Raw genomic sequence first — 14340 nt, forward strand, 5'->3', positions numbered from 1 at the left:
GTCCGGGGGCGCGTGCGCCTCGCGTCCGCCCGCCCCGCCGCCGTCGCCGCGACGATCGGTCCCATCCTCGCTGCCGCTGCGGTAGGCGTGCGGGCTGGTGCCGGTCCGGCGCCGGAACACGCGGGTGAAGTGCGCCCGGTCGTGGAACCCGACGGCGCGGCCCACCGCCGGGACGCCGGCCTCGCTCTGCCGCAGCAACCGCCGTGCGTGCCGCACCCGCAGCCGCGTCAGGTAGTCCCAGAGCGTCAGCCCCAACTCGCGGTGGAACAACCGCCCGAGATGGTCCTCGGTGACACCGGAGGCGCGCGCCACCTGCCAGCGCGTCACGCGGTGCGGGTAGTTGCACTCCAGGTAGACGACGGCGGCCCGCACCGGCGGCGCGGCGTGGCCCGGTCTGGCCGCCATGGCCGCCAACAGCCGCGCTGTCTCCCGCTCGTCGAGGACACCATGTCCCAACAGCACGACGCCGGGGTGGGGTTCGGCCCGTCGGACGTCGGCCGTCGTGAACCCACCCCCGCTGTGGAGGAGTACCGGAACGCCCACCGCGCCGGTCAGCTCCGCCGCCCGGTCCACCAGGTCGAACCCCTCCATGTCCGGGAGCTCACGGTCCACGACCAGCAGACACGGCGGGCCCTGGCCCTCCTCCTCGGCGAGCGTGGCCAACGCGGCGGCGCCGTCGGGAGCGGTCCGCACGGTACGGCCCGGCAGGACACCGGCGAGCAGCCGCCGCAGCCGGTCCCGGCCCTGCTGCCCGCCACCGGCGACGACGGCCGGGGGCCGCAGCTCCGCCGGTCGCAGGGCGCCGAGGGCACTCGCGAGGTCGCGGTGACCGGACGCCCGCGTCCCGTACAGGAGGAACGGGGTCTGCCGCAGCGCCGGGTCGTCGTGCAGCCGCCGGGCGAGCGACCAGGCGCGGGGACCGGCGTCGGCGGTGTCCCAGACCACCGCGGACGGTCGGCTCGCGGCCTCCGCGAGGTCGGCGTCGTCGTCGTGCTCCACCGGCGCGGTGCGCAGCGCCCGGCCCAGGCGGGTGGCGAGCGTGCCGGCCTCCGGTGGGGGCGCCGCCGCGTCCGAGACGCAGAGCAGCGGTCCGGATGCCGGCTGCGCGGCGGGCACCCCCGAGGGCGTGGGCAGCGGCAGCCGCAGCTCCAACCTGCCGTCGTGCAGAGCGAGACTGCCGCCGTGGAGCACGGCGATCCGCCGTGCCGCCACCCACTCGGGTGCGTCCGCCGGGCTCGCGCCGTCGCCCGGCAGGACCGTCCCGCCTGCCGGCTCACCGACCGGCTCCCCGAACGGGACCGCGGTCGGCATCCCGACCGGTTCTCCGACCGGCGCCCCTGCCGGGACAGCGGTCGGCTGCCCGGCCGGCGCCCCTGCCGGTGGCCGGGGGCGCGGCCCCGGCCACCGCCCCGCCTCCGGCGCGGCCCGGAGCCCGGTGGACGGGAGGTGGACGACCAGGTGCGGCGGGTCGACCGTCGCGGTGAACGCCGCCACCGCCCCGGCCTCGTGGGCGGTGCGCCGCAGGACGGCCAGGAGGCGTCGCAACCGGGCGGGGTCCGCGACGATGGCCGGGAGCCGGTCCGGGCCGCGCTCACCACGCGCGGGTGTCGGGCCGCGCTCACCACGGCCGGGTATCGGGCCGCCCCGGGGCGGGGCCTCGGGCCGGGCGAGCCGTCCGCCCGGATGGCACTGCGGTTCGTCGCTCTCCCGCAGCAACGGGCCCGGGTCCAGCAGCCGCCGGTCCAGATCCAGCCCGCGCGGGTCCGCCCGGGAGAAATCGACCAGGTCCTCGACGAGTCGCAGCAGCCGGCGCGCGGCTTCGTGCGCCGCTTCCCCGGGACGTGTCAGCCGCAGGACCTCGGCGACCGGGACGCGGAGCCGGTCGGCGGCATCGTCCAGCAGCCGGGCCTGGGCGCGGCTCGCGCGCTCCGAGGCGTCCCTCGCCAGCCGGGCCTCCTCGAACAGGCCCACCCCGCGCAGCGTCGCGCCGACCTGGTCCCCCAACGCGCGCAGCAACGCACCCCGATGCTCCGCGGACCGGTCGCCGACCAGCTCGAAGAGGGCGTGCCCGAGGCGGTCGGCCCCGACGTGCAGGGGCTCCGCGACCACCGTCCACCGCCGCGTGGTCGGCAGCTCCCCGGCCGTGGGAACCGCGCCCGGCGGCAGCAACCGGACTCCCTGCACGCCCAGTTCGGGGAGCCGCCGGTCCAGGGCCGAGACGAGCTCGGGCAGGCTGGTGACGGCGGCGAGCGAAGTGGACAACTCCTGCAGCAGTCGCGCCTGTTGCTCCTGCGCCCACCGGTGCGACTCCAGCAGCCGTCGTGCCTTGTCGGCGACGATCAACCGCGCCTGAGCCAGCAGTCGTTCATGGCGGGCCGACCCCTGCGGGGCCTCCTCCCGGAGCCGGATCAGTGCCCGGTCCCAGGCGATCGCCGTCCCCACGGAGCGGACGCGGCGCCCCACGAGGCGGTCGAAACGCTCCAGCAGCGCGGTCGCTGTCAGGTCGTCGCCCTCCGCTGCGGCGGTCAACGCGGCGGCCAGGCCGGAGAGCTCCTGGAGCGGGGACCGCGACCCCGACTGCGCGAGCCCCGGCCGAGCCGGCCCGGGCTGGGCGGGGACCGTGCCGGTTCCGTCCCCCTCCGCCGGCAGGGCGGCAGCCACCCCGTCGCCCTGCCGGTAGCCCCCGGGGCGCGCGCCGCCCGCGCCCTGGCTGACCAGCGGTGCGCGGCAGCCGCAGGAGCGTCGCACCACGAGCGCGCCCGGTACGACGCGGCGGGCAGGTGGCGCACCGCCGCGCAGCCGGGCCGCGACGGTCTGGACCGCCAGACCGCCGAGCTCCGCGAACGGCAGCGAGACCGAGGTGAGCGGCGGGTCGGTGATCCGCGCCTCCACGGAGTCGTTGAAGCCGACCAGCGCGACATCGCCGGGCACCCTGATGCCCCGCCGGTTCAACAACCGCAGCGCGTCGGCGCCCAGCGCGTCACTGCACGCCACGACCGCGTCGAAGTCCCGGCCCGGCCGCAGCCCCCGGACGTCCAGCAGGATGCGCATCGCCGCCGCCCCCGCGCCCGGCCCGAAGCCCAGCGCCGCCGCCACCAGCGACCGGTCGTGCGGGAGGTCGTGCCGCTCCAGGGCGTCGGTGAACGCCCGATACCGCTCGGCGGAGAACGGGTTGGACAACGGGCCCCGGATGCACGCGAGTCGGCGCAGATCGTGCACAGTCGCCAGGTGCGTGACCAGCCGCCGCATGCCGGTGTAGCCGTCGAGCAGCAGCGTCTCGTGGCCGTCGAGCGGGCCGTTGAGGCTGACCACGGACCGCAACCGGCCGAGCCGCTCCACCAGGGCCGCCCCGGCCGTGCCCGGAGGGGTCGGCAGTCCCAGGGTGGAGGTCCAGCAGATGGCGCCGTCGAGCAGTTCGGGCGAGACCAGGTCGTAGACGCTGCCGCGTACCGGGCCTGGGGCGGGCGCGCCGCCCCCGGCGGGGCGCCCGCCGGCCGGGTCGGTCCGCTGCACCGGGGAGTTCAGCGGTCCGCCGGGCAGACACAGCACATTGGCGTCGGCGTCGGCGGCGGCACGCAGCACCCCCGACCAGAGGGTCGCGCCCACGCCGAGATGGATGTTGTCCGTGATCAGGCCGATGGTGGGCCTGGGGGCTCGGGCGGTGTGGGGGAGTCGCCGCGGCATGGGGGTGTCCTCGTCCGTCGGGAACGCGCGGCAGGTTCCCCCGTGGCCGCGGGCGGAAGATAGCGTCGCGCGGGGGCCCGGGCAAGGGCCCCCGCGCGGTGCGGGAGCCCTCGCCCGGGCCGTCGTGACGGTGCGCGGTGCACAGGCGCGCCCGTCAGGTGGTGGCGGCGGTCAGATCCGTCCGGCGCCCGCTCCGTTCATCACGATGGACTTGACGTTGGAGGGGGTGTCCAGCGAATAGCTGTAGGGGATGGACCGGACCGAGCCGCCGGTCTGCCCCGACGCGGAGTTCACGAAGTGGTTGTTGCGGGCGACGAGAGTGCCGCCGGGCGAGGAGCCCTCACCGAGGTGGAACGGGTCCTTCACGTTCTCGAAGTAGTTGCCCTCGACGAGCACCCCGGCCTCGACCGTCGAGGCGACCCCGTAACTGGTCACCCCGCCGTAGTAGTTGTTGTAGACGTGGACCGGGTTGCCGAACCGGACTCGAGGGTTGCGCTGGTTGGTCCCGTCGTACCAGTTGTGGTGGTAGCTGACGCGCAGCTTGCCGCGGTCCTGGGAGCCGTTGGAGTCCGAGTGGCCCAGCAGCATCGTCTTGTCGTGGTTGTTGACCCTGTTCCACGAGACGGTGATGTTGTCGGAGCCGCGCTTGATGTCGACGAGTCCGTCGTAGGCGTTGGACAGCGTGTTGTGGTCCACCCAGACCCGGGTCGACTGCTCGATGCTGATGGCGTCGTCGTTGCTGCCGGTGAACGTCAGGTTCTGGATGATGACGTTGCTGACCTGGCGGACGTTGAGACCGCTGCCGGTGATCCGCCCGTTGTTGCCGACGCCGATGATCGTCTTGTTGGCGGCGACACGCGTCATCGAGCTGAGGTTGATGGTGCCGTTGACGCGCACCTGGAGCGCGCCGCTGCGGTTCACGGCCTCGGTGAACTGGGAGGCGTTGGTCACGGTCACGGTGGCGCCGCCCGCGCCGCCGGTGGTGCCCGCGCCGAAGCCGGTGGGGGTGCCGACCGACAGCGTGGACACGGACTCCGGTGCGGGTGCCTCGGCGGTGGCGCCGTGGGCGGTGGTGAGGGCACCGAGAGTGGCGATCGCTGTCGCCACGGCCATGGCACCGGCCAGCCTGAACCTTGCGCTCGTCCTGCGCATGCGATTCTCCGTCCGGGAGATGAGGGTGATGTGGGGGTGGTGCGGGGTGGTGCGGGGTGGTGCAGGGTGGGGGAGGGGACACCGCGCGGCTCTGCGGTGGATCGATGCTAGGGCGGCGGCTGTGGACGATGCGGGGCCGCGTGTGGACTATGGCGCGCACCCGGAGCGGCGTCCACGCGCCGCCGATCGGGCGTACCCCACGGGGTGGGTGCGCCCTGCACGTTTCCGCTCGCCCGTTCCGCGGGATGCGGGAGGTGTCGCCCAGGTGTTCTACAGTCCTCAGTGCCGTGCGCCCCGGCTCGTACCGGGCTGCCACCAATGGGGAGTTGTGTCATGGAGAGGCTCACGCCGGACGACCCGCCGCAGGTCGGGGGATACCCCCTGCTGGGGGTTCTGGGTGAGGGGGGAATGGGGCGCGTCTACCTGGCGCAGAGCCCCGGCGGCAGGGCTCTCGCCCTCAAGACGATCCGCTCCGAACTCACCAGGGACCCGGGCTTCCGCGGCCGGTTCGAGCGTGAGATCCGCAACTCCGACCGGGTGCGCAGCGCGTGGACGGTCCCGGTCGTCGACTGGTCCCGGTCGCCCGAGGGCAGGCAGTGGCTCGCGGCCGAGTACGTCCCGGCGCCCTCACTGCTGGACTGGACCGAGCAACACGGGCCGTTCGCACCCGAGTTGCTGCCGCTGCTCGCCAAGGAACTCTCCCGCGCGCTCGCAGCGGTGGCCGAGACCGGCCTGGTGCACCGCGACCTCAAGCCGTCCAACGTCCTGCTCGGTCCGCAGCATCCGCTGCTGATCGACTTCGGGATAGCCCACGCCGGCGACGACGCCCGCTTCACCACCACCGGCGGCGTCATCGGCTCCCCCGGCTACCTCTCGCCCGAACAGGCCAGTGGCGAAGAGGACATCACCCCCGCCAGCGACGTGTTCGCCCTGGCCGCGCTGCTGCACTACGCCGCTACCGGCCACGGCCCGTTCCTCCGTCCCGGCGAGTCGCCGTCGGTCCCCACGCTGCTGTACCGCGTCGTCCACCACGATCCGGACCTCAGCGCCCTGCCGGCGGAGGTCCGCGAGGCACTGGCTGACGCCTTCGCCAAGAACCCCGCCGACCGGCCCGCCCCCGCCGAACTCGCCGAGCGGTTCGGGAAGATCATCCACGGCCCGGCCCGTTGGCGGGAGGGGCTGCCGCCGGAGCTCCGCGCCGACCACCAGCAGCGGGAGGCCGAGGTGGTCGCCGCCGCCCGTGCCGGCTCGGCGCAGGGACCGCCGTCCGGCGGGTTCGTCACCCAGGGCAGTTTCGGGCCGCCGATCGCGCCTGCCCACTCGCACCAGCAGGGCGCGGCATTCGGCCCGCACAACCCCCACAGCCCCCACACGCCGCCCTCCTCCTACCCGCGGCAGCCGCTCGCGCCGTACGCGGCGCCGGGCACGCCGCCGCCCGGCGCGCTGGGCCCCGCGTCCGGGGCGTCCGGCAGCTCCGACGACGAGCGGCCGTGGCTGGGCATCGCGCGCCGCTCGTGCATCGCCGTGCTCGCCATCGGCGGCGGGATCGTCATGCTCGTCGTGCTGCTGTACGTCCTCGCGATGGACACCGGCGACCCCGGGGACGTCGACGACAACTCGGGCCCGTCCACGGGCGACTCCGGGCCGCCGGAGACGGACGAGGACGACCTGCACGGCGAGGACGACGACGCCCACGGCGAGGACGAGGACGAGGGCGACCAGGCGGGCTACGTGATGGAGGACCCGCCCCTGCTGGTTCCCCATCACTGGATCGGTGAGTGGCGCGGCACCGGCTTCCAGATCGCGCTGTGGCTGGAGGAGGGCGGCCTCGGCGAGACCGTCGGCCGCTGGGAGACCGTCCACGACGATGTCGAGGCGGGCCAGGAGTACCGGTGCGTCGACACCCTCGCGCTGTCGGGCGTCTCCGACGACGAGATCCAGGCGACGTTCACGACGGTGAAGACGGAGCGCGTGGGTCCGGAGGGCGTGGAGGGTCCGTGCAACACGGAGAGCGAGTACATCGCCACCGTCTTCGAGGGCTACCCGGACGAGCTGTGGTTCTACCTGGTCGTCGAGGGCGAGGAGTACGACGCCGAGGACATCGACGCCAATGACTACGAGCTGGAGCGGCACTGACCGGGAGGTCGTGGCCGGTGCTCCGGGCGAGGCACTCTCCTCCTCCGTGACGCCGACCGACCGGCGGGCGGGGGCGCCCCGGGGTATGCCTGCGCGCGCAACTGCCGTGCCGCCGACTTCGCCCGGCTCGGGGCGTCAGAGCGGGTGCCGGAGCGGGAGTCGGGTTGAGGGTCGGCGCGGGAGTCGTTGCGGGGACCCTTGACGGTTCCGGCGGCGGGTGGGTTCATGTGGGCAGTACCGGGTGGCCCACCGCGAGGACGGCGAGGCTCCCTGTCGCCGGCGTGCCCGTCGGCCGGCGCACGGTACCGCCACGCCGCCTCGGCTCCGGGGCGGGGCGGACTCTGCCGGTGTGGCGCACCGCGACATGGGAGCGCTCCCATCAATCGGCGGCGGGCCGGCCTGGGTGAACCCCACCGCGCCCCCGCCCGGGGACGCGTCCCCCACCTGGAGCCGCACACATGAGATCACCATCCCGCAGCAGCGGCCCGGCGGTGCTCCGCCGGGACGACCGGCGTCGGATCACCGTCGTCGCCGCCGTGCTGACGCTGCTGACCGGCTCGCTCTTCGCCTTCCTCGGGCTCAGCCAGCCCGCGCACGCCGCGACGGGACTGCGGGTGAGCGACGGGCGGATCGTGGAGGCAGGCGGCAACGACTTCGTCATGCGGGGCGTCAACCACCCCCACAGCTGGTACACGCACACCACCCCGCAGGCGCTCGCCGACATCAAGGCCCTGGGCTCCAACACGGTGCGCGTGGTGCTCTCCACGGGCGACCGCTGGGAGCGCACCTCCGAGAGCGAGGTGGTGGGCGTCATCGACACCTGCCGTGCCAACCGCCTGATCTGCGTCCTGGAGGTGCACGACACCACCGGCTACGGCGAACAGGCCGGCGCCGTCAGCCTCGACCGTGCCGCCGACTACTGGGTCTCGGTCGCCGGCGCGCTGGCGGGCCAGGAGAACCACGTCATCGTCAACATCGGCAACGAGCCGCACGGCAACCAGGGTTACGAGAGATGGACCGCCGACACCATCGGCGCCATCGGGAAACTCCGCGCCGCCGGGCTGGACCACCTGCTGATGGTGGACGGCCCCAACTGGGGTCAGGACTGGACCAACACGATGCGGCAGAACGCCGCCGAGGTGTACGCCGCCGACCCCTCGGGCAACACGGTGTTCTCCATCCACATGTACGGCGTCTACGAGACGCCCGCGGCTGTGAGCGGGTACCTCAACCACTTCGTGGACGCCGGACTCCCGCTGGTGGTGGGAGAGTTCGGGCACTACCACTCCGACGGCGACCCCGATGAGGACGCCATTCTCGCGGTCTCGGAACAGCTGGGCATCGGCTGGCTCGGGTGGTCGTGGAGCGGGAACAGCGCCGAGGTCGGCTACCTGGACCTGGTGAACGGCTTCGACAGCGACTCCCTCACCGAATGGGGCGAGCGGCTGTTCAACGGCCCCGACGGCATCGCGGAGACCTCTCGCGAGGCGACCGTCTTCAACGGGGACCCGGACCCGACGAACCCGGACCCGACGAACCCGGACCCGACCGACCCGGACCCGACCGACCCGACCTCCCCCGGCAGCAGCTGCGCCGTCGGCTACACCGTCTCCCACGACTGGGGGGCCGGCTTCCAGGCCGCCGTCCGCATCACCAACACGGGCAGCACCGCGCTGGACGGCTGGGCCCTGAGCTGGACCTTCGCCGGTGACGAGCGGGTCCAGAACGCCTGGGGCGCACGTGCCGACCAGACCGGGCGCGGCCTCACCCTCACCCCGGAGCCCTGGACCGCCGCCATTCCGGCAGGCGGGCACGTGGAGATCGGCTTCACCGCGACCGGTGCGAGCGCCGGCACCCCCGGCTCCGTCGCTCTCGACGGCGCCGGCTGCACCACCGCCTGACCGTCGGCCACGCCACCCGGGGGCGGACCGGGCCCGCCCCGGCCCGCCCCCGACCGGCGAAGGCCACCGACGTGCGCCGCCCCCGCGACGGGGTGCGGAGTGCGGGGACCGTTCCTATGCTGGGAAAGCTCGGGGCTGCACGCTCACGAGGGGAACGAGGATGACGGCGACGATCGAGGACCCGGCAGTGGCGGCCTTCGTCAAAGCGGTCAACGCCGGCGACCGGGAGGCGTTCTTCGAGACGCTCACCACGGACGCCACGATGGCCGACGACGGCACGGAACGCGACCTGCCCGCCTGGGTGGACCGAGAGATCTTCACGGTCAGCGGCCACCTGGAGGTCGAGTCCGCCGCCGAAGGTGGCCGGGAGTTGACCGCGACGTACTCCAACACCACCTGGGGCGGCATGCGCACCCACTGGCGGTTCACCGTCGCCGACGGCCGCGTCAGCCGCTTCGAGACCGGCCAGGGCTGAGCCACCGGGCCGCGCGAGGCCGGGATCCGGACGACCGGTGTCGGTGCGGGTGGCTGCCTCCGCATGGCGACCTCCGCCATGCCCCGCTCCGCCGTGCTGTCCGCGAGAGCGTGAGCGAGATCGGTGGCCGTCCGCTTGCCCCGATGCGCGTCTCCCAGACGCACGCCGCTGTGCCGGCGGTGCTCGCGGCAGCCGGCCGGAAGCCGCTTCGGGCGGCGCTTGACGCTGTGTGGCACGTGGTCCGGGCGAAGGGCGAGCGCTACTCCGAGCTGCTGGCGGAGATCCGAGCTGTCTGCGGCGAGCAGTCGGGGGAGCAGGTGAGCGTGTTCCGGACCCCGGCGGCGGTTGCCGCTCGCCCGTGAAGGCTGCGCACCGCGCACCGCGCCTCACGGCCCGTTCGCGACGGCTCCAGGCCAACACGGGGCCGCGACCGGCCGGACGGGAGTGCGACTGTGGCAGCCTGCCGGGAGACCGCCGCGCCTGTCGGCGGCCGTCACGGAGGAGCCGACCGCGTGCACCGCCACACCACCCTCACCGGTCCCGCCGGCCGTGCCGCGGCGCGGGCCCGCGCGCTCGGCCGTCGCGTCGGCCGACTGCCCACCGGCCCAGGCAACACGATCACCGACGTCACCGGCGTGCTGGTCGGACACACCACGCTCCGCGACGACGCCGTCGGACTGTACTCGGGCGTCACGGCGGTCGTCCCCACCGCGCTGGACGACCGGCCGACGCTGGCAGCGGGGCTGCATGTCGCCAACGGCTACGGCAAGTTCGTCGGCGCCACCCAGCTCGCGGAACTCGGCGAGTTGGAGACCCCCGTCCTGCTGACCTCCACCCTCTCCACCTTCCGTGCCGCCGACGCCCTGGTGAGTTGGACTCTCGCCCGCACGGTCCCGCCGCCCGTCTCGCTCAACCCGGTGGTCGGTGAGATCAACGACGGCTGGCTGTCCGGACGGTGGCCCCGGCCGGTCACGGAGCAGCATGTGCTGCACGCCCTCGAATCGGCCACCGACGCGCCGGTGCCGCTGGGCAGTGTCGGCGGTGGTACGGGCGCCTGCGCCCTCGGCTTCAAGGGCGGCATCGGCAGCGCCTCCCGGCTGGTGGGCCCGGTCGTCGGGCGGGACTCCACCGTCGGGGTGCTGGTGCAGGCCAACATGGGCGGGGAGCTGCGGCTCGACGACCGCACCGTCACCCCCGGGGAGCTGGGGCTGACCAAGGCCGGCTCCCGCGTCGAGACCGGTTCCTGCGTGGTGGTGATCGCTCTCGACCTCCCCTGCGCACCCCACCAGTTGACCCGGATCGCGGCACGCGGGGCACTGGCGCTGGGGCGGGTCGGGGCCTCCTACAGCCATGGCAGCGGGGACTACGGGCTGGCGTTCTCCGCCGCCCACTCCGACGCGCCGCGGCTGCTGCCGCCCGCCGAGCTCGACGCCGTCTTCACCGCGGTCCGTGAGGCGGTCGAGGAGGCCGTCCTCGACGCGCTCCTCGCCGCCGGCAGCGTCCACACTCCCGACGGCCGCTCCGCCCACGGCCTCCCGTCCCACGCGGTGACCGCCGCCCAGCCGCACTGAACCGCCCGCACCGACAGCCCACGCCGCCCGGCCCGATTGCCCCCCGCCTGCCCGCCTGCCCGCACGGACCGGTCGGGCTGGCGGGTCAGCGGGCGGGCGCGCTCAGCGGGCCGCGACGTACTGCGTCAGGATCGCCTGCACCTCGTAGATGTCCACGCCCTTGGTGAACGTCTTGGTGATCGGCACCGAGTCGCCGGAGAGCCAGATCTTCAACTCTCCGTCCATGTCGAAGGTCCCGGCCGTCTCCACGGCGAAGTGCGTGATGCTGCGGTAGGGGATCGAGTGGTACTCGACCTTCTTGCCGGTGATCCCCTGCTTGTCGACCAGGATCAGCCGCCGGTCGGTGAAGAGGATGGTGTCGCGCACCAGCAGGTACGCCGCGTACACCCGCTCCCCCTGGCCGAACAGCCGCGCGTACTCCTCCTGCGCCGCCGCCGGATCGACCGTGTGCGCGTTGCCGAAGATCCCCATGGTGCGTCCCCTCCCGTGGCTCACCGCCCGCAGACCGCGGACGACCCCCGGACGATGCCCGCCCCACCCACCCGCCACACCCGCGGGGCCGCCGTGAACCCGCCCACAGGGGGTGTGGCGCGGCGCGCGGTGGATCGCCCGCTCAGTCGGCCCGTACGGCCGGTCCTTCGGCGGCGGCGCGCCATTCGCGGGCCAGGATGGCGTAGCGGAGTTCCGTCGTCCACTCGCCCTTGAAGGGGACCGCCTCCACGAACACCGCCTCGCGGCGCATGCCCAGCCGGGTCATGACGGGCGGGGAGGCGGTGTTGCGGGCGTCGCAGCGTGCGAAGACGCGGTGCAGGTCCGCCTCCTCGAAGGCGATGCGCAGCAGCGCGCGGGCGGCCTCGGTGGCGTAGCCGCGCCCGGTGTGGTCGGGGTGGAGGATCCAGCCGATCTCGCCCAGGCGGTGCTCGGCGTCGCGCAGGATGAGCAGGACGTAGCCGATGACAGTCCCGTCGAGGTCCACGGCGAGGACGAGCGCGTCGTCCCGCTCCCTGAGCGAGGTCTGTTCGGCGCGCCGCGCGACCTGCCGGGCGTTCTCCTCCGCGTCCCGGACGCCGTAGGGGACGTAGCGGACGACGTCCTCGCGCGACTCGAAGGCGAGGGTGTCCGCCGCGTCGTCGAGGGTGAAGGGGCGCAGGACGAGCCGCTCGGTGCGGATCGGTCCGGTGACCTCGGTCATGGTTCCTCCGGCGGGGACGGGACGGGGCGGGCCAGGTGGGGTGCCCGCCGCAGCTCCGCCCATACCAGCGCAGGGCGGCCCGCTCGGCAACCCGGTTCCCGCCCCGGACCCCGCCGCCCGCGGGCGGGGCGCGCTCCCCGCCCGCCGACAGCGGTCGGTCAGCCGGTCGTCTCCCGGTCCCGGGCGGGGTCGAACTGCGCGGCCTGGAGGTCGTACATCTCGGCGTAACTGCCGCCCGCGGCCAGCAGTTCGCCCGGGGTGCCGGACTCGACGAGGCGGCCCTCGTGGAGGACGTGGACCTGGTCGGCGTCGCGCACCGAGGCCATGCGGTGGGTGATGAGGATGACGGTCCGCCCGCCGTCCGCCAGCGCGCGGATGCGGCGGAAGACCTCCTGCTCGGCCTTGGCGTCGAGCGCGGCGGTCGGCTCGTCCACGACGAGGACCGGCGCGTCGCGGTAGGCGGCGCGGGCGATGCCGAGCTTCTGCCACTGGCCGCCGGAGAGTTGGTGGCCTCGCTGGTAGACGCGGGAGAGCAGCGTGCCCCAGCGGTGGGGAAGTGAGTCGACCAGCGCGGTCGCGCCCGCGGTCTCGGCCGCGCGGTCCAGCCGTGCCGGATCGGTCGGCACGTCGGGCTGGCCGATGGCGACGTTCACGCCGGCCGTGAACGGCCAGCGGAAGAAGTCCTGTCCGACGAGCCGGAACCGCTCGAACAGCTGCCGCCGGTCGAAGCGGGAGGTGTCGGTGCCGCTCCAGCGGACCGTGCCGTGCTGCGGGAGGTACAACCCGCAGATCACCTTCACCAGTGTCGACTTGCCCGAGCCGTTCTCGCCGACGAGCGCCGTCACTTGCCCGGCCGGCACCGTCAGCGACACGTCGCGCAGTACGGGCCCCGCCGCCGAACCGGGGTAGGCGAAGGTGAGGCCGTCCACGGTGATGTCACCCGGTTCGGCGGGCGGTTGCTCCCCGCCTTCGGGGATGTCGTGCTCGGCCCCTCCCTCGACGAGACGTTGCAGGTCCTGCACGAACAGGGCGTCCTCGTGCATGTCGTTGATCTGCCGGACCAGCCCGTCCAGCGCGCTGGTCCCGGTGCGGATGGCGACGACAGCGGCGCCCGCGGCGGCGACGGCCATGGCGCCGGTCCACAGCAGCGCGCCGAGGGTGAGGTAGGTGAGGAGCGCGGTCGCCCCGCCCAGCGCGGCGGCGGCGAGCCCGATGGTGGCGGCCCGCCGGGCGAGCCTGGACTGTTCGGCCTCGTGCGCACGGGACATCGCGTGGAAGTGGTGGAGGAGGAACGGCGCGACGCCGTGCACCCGGATCTCCGACGCCGCGTCCTCCACGATCGCCATGCGGCCCAACTCCGCTACGGCCCGGTTGTGTTGCAGCCACTCGTGGTGCGACCGGTACCGGTGCCGTGCGATGGCGAGCGTCGCCCACGTCCCGGGCACCGTCATGAGGAGCAGCAGCGGCAGCATCGCGGGATGCAGGCTGGTGAGCACCCCGGCCGCCGCCACCAGGGAGATCAGGGTCGCGATGACTCGGGTGCCGTACCCGATCATGTTGCGCGCGGACGCGGCGCCGAACTGTGCCGACTCCAGCAGCTTGTGGTAGCCGTGGTCCTCGATCGATGCCATCTCGGCGGCGAGCGCTCGCCGCAGGTACCGCTCCTGCGCCAGCCGTTCCACCTGGGGCCGCAGTCGGCCGTCCGCGTAGGTGGTGACCGCGCCGAACAGCGCCCCGCAGGCGGCGGCCACGCCCATCACGGCGACCGCCGGGAGGGCGTCGCGCACCCCGTCGGTGATGTCGGCCGGGGCCAGGAGCGCCGTCAGCACGGTCTGCACGCCGAGCAGTACGACGGCCTGGGCGATCCCGCGCAGCGTCTCGGCGACGGCGACCGTGCCGGTCGCGCGCGGGTCCGCCTGCCACGCGAGTCGGAAGCAGACGCCCAGCATCCGGGGCAGGCGGCGCATGGCGTCCCAGGCGGTCAGCCGCAGCAGCGAGTCCCGGTGGACCGACCAGCCCATGTCGTAGCGCAACGGCCCGCCGTAGAGGAGCTGTTCGGATTCGGAGACGTGAGTGGCGGGTTCCTCCCCGCCGGGAGGCGCGTCGGGCGGGGGCGCGTCGGGCGGGGGCGCGTCGGGTGCGGGCGCCTCGGCGGCTGTCACTCCGGCTGCGCCGTCCGCCGTCGTTCCCGGGGGGCCGGCCCGGCCTCCGCCGGGGGCGGTGTCCGAC

At 74.4% G+C, this 14340-nt stretch carries 10 protein-coding genes; 5 read left to right on the forward strand and 5 right to left on the reverse strand.

Features of this window, described 5'->3' with window-relative positions; genetic code table 11:
• A partial coding sequence (locus HCJ92_RS15615; protein WP_167934205.1) for a substrate-binding domain-containing protein occupies positions 1–3684 on the reverse strand: 3684 nt, incomplete at its 3' end.
• 171 nt (positions 3685–3855) lie between these two features.
• A complete protein-coding gene (locus HCJ92_RS15620; protein ID WP_209311172.1) occupies positions 3856–4836 on the reverse strand; it encodes a pectate lyase family protein in 981 nt (326 codons plus the stop codon).
• A gap of 333 nt (positions 4837–5169) precedes the next feature.
• Between HCJ92_RS15620 and HCJ92_RS15625 the strand changes: the two genes are divergently transcribed.
• The 5 genes from HCJ92_RS15625 to HCJ92_RS15645 all read left to right on the forward strand — a co-directional run bounded on the left by HCJ92_RS15625 (position 5170) and on the right by HCJ92_RS15645 (position 10919).
• Positions 5170–6972 (forward strand): serine/threonine protein kinase, encoded by a 1803-nt coding sequence (locus tag HCJ92_RS15625; RefSeq protein WP_167934206.1) that lies wholly within the window; start codon positions 5170–5172, stop codon positions 6970–6972.
• 458 nt (positions 6973–7430) lie between these two features.
• On the forward strand, positions 7431–8873 hold the full coding sequence (locus tag HCJ92_RS15630; RefSeq protein WP_167934207.1) for a cellulase family glycosylhydrolase: 1443 nt from the start codon (positions 7431–7433) through the stop codon (positions 8871–8873).
• 160 nt (positions 8874–9033) lie between these two features.
• Positions 9034–9348 carry a nuclear transport factor 2 family protein gene (locus tag HCJ92_RS15635; protein ID WP_167934208.1) on the forward strand — a complete coding sequence of 105 codons (315 nt, stop codon included), beginning with the start codon at positions 9034–9036 and terminating at the stop codon, positions 9346–9348.
• Positions 9349–9491: 143 nt separating this feature from the next.
• Entirely contained in the window at positions 9492–9710 is a 219-nt protein-coding gene (locus HCJ92_RS15640) for a hypothetical protein (RefSeq protein WP_167934204.1), read from the forward strand.
• 150 nt (positions 9711–9860) lie between these two features.
• Positions 9861–10919 carry a P1 family peptidase gene (locus tag HCJ92_RS15645; protein ID WP_167934209.1) on the forward strand — a complete coding sequence of 353 codons (1059 nt, stop codon included), beginning with the start codon at positions 9861–9863 and terminating at the stop codon, positions 10917–10919.
• 102 nt (positions 10920–11021) lie between these two features.
• Here HCJ92_RS15645 and HCJ92_RS15650 read toward each other — a convergent pair whose 3' ends face one another.
• From HCJ92_RS15650 to HCJ92_RS15660, 3 genes are all read right to left on the reverse strand, one after another.
• Entirely contained in the window at positions 11022–11390 is a 369-nt protein-coding gene (locus tag HCJ92_RS15650) for a PH domain-containing protein (RefSeq protein WP_167934210.1), read from the reverse strand.
• Between the two features lie 142 nt (positions 11391–11532).
• A complete protein-coding gene (locus tag HCJ92_RS15655; RefSeq protein ID WP_167934211.1) occupies positions 11533–12111 on the reverse strand; it encodes a GNAT family N-acetyltransferase in 579 nt (192 codons plus the stop codon).
• Positions 12112–12269: 158 nt separating this feature from the next.
• Positions 12270–14340 (reverse strand): ABC transporter ATP-binding protein (locus HCJ92_RS15660; RefSeq protein ID WP_338054198.1); only part of this gene is annotated, 2071 nt, incomplete at its 5' end.

Source organism: Streptomyces spiramenti (assembly GCF_012034385.1).
Taxonomy (GTDB): domain Bacteria; phylum Actinomycetota; class Actinomycetes; order Streptomycetales; family Streptomycetaceae; genus Streptomyces; species Streptomyces spiramenti.

Excerpts from the sequence above, each read along its gene's own strand:
- HCJ92_RS15620 (WP_209311172.1), bottom strand. The coding sequence starts at position 4,836 with ATGCGCAGGACGAGCGCAAGGTTCAGGCTGGCCGGTGCCATGGCCGTG.
- HCJ92_RS15625 (WP_167934206.1), top strand. The coding sequence starts at position 5,170 with ATGGAGAGGCTCACGCCGGACGACCCGCCGCAGGTCGGGGGATACCCC.
- HCJ92_RS15650 (WP_167934210.1), bottom strand. The coding sequence starts at position 11,390 with ATGGGGATCTTCGGCAACGCGCACACGGTCGATCCGGCGGCGGCGCAG.
- HCJ92_RS15635 (WP_167934208.1), top strand. The coding sequence starts at position 9,034 with ATGACGGCGACGATCGAGGACCCGGCAGTGGCGGCCTTCGTCAAAGCG.
- HCJ92_RS15630 (WP_167934207.1), top strand. The coding sequence starts at position 7,431 with ATGAGATCACCATCCCGCAGCAGCGGCCCGGCGGTGCTCCGCCGGGAC.
- HCJ92_RS15655 (WP_167934211.1), bottom strand. The coding sequence starts at position 12,111 with ATGACCGAGGTCACCGGACCGATCCGCACCGAGCGGCTCGTCCTGCGC.
- HCJ92_RS15640 (WP_167934204.1), top strand. The coding sequence starts at position 9,492 with ATGCGCGTCTCCCAGACGCACGCCGCTGTGCCGGCGGTGCTCGCGGCA.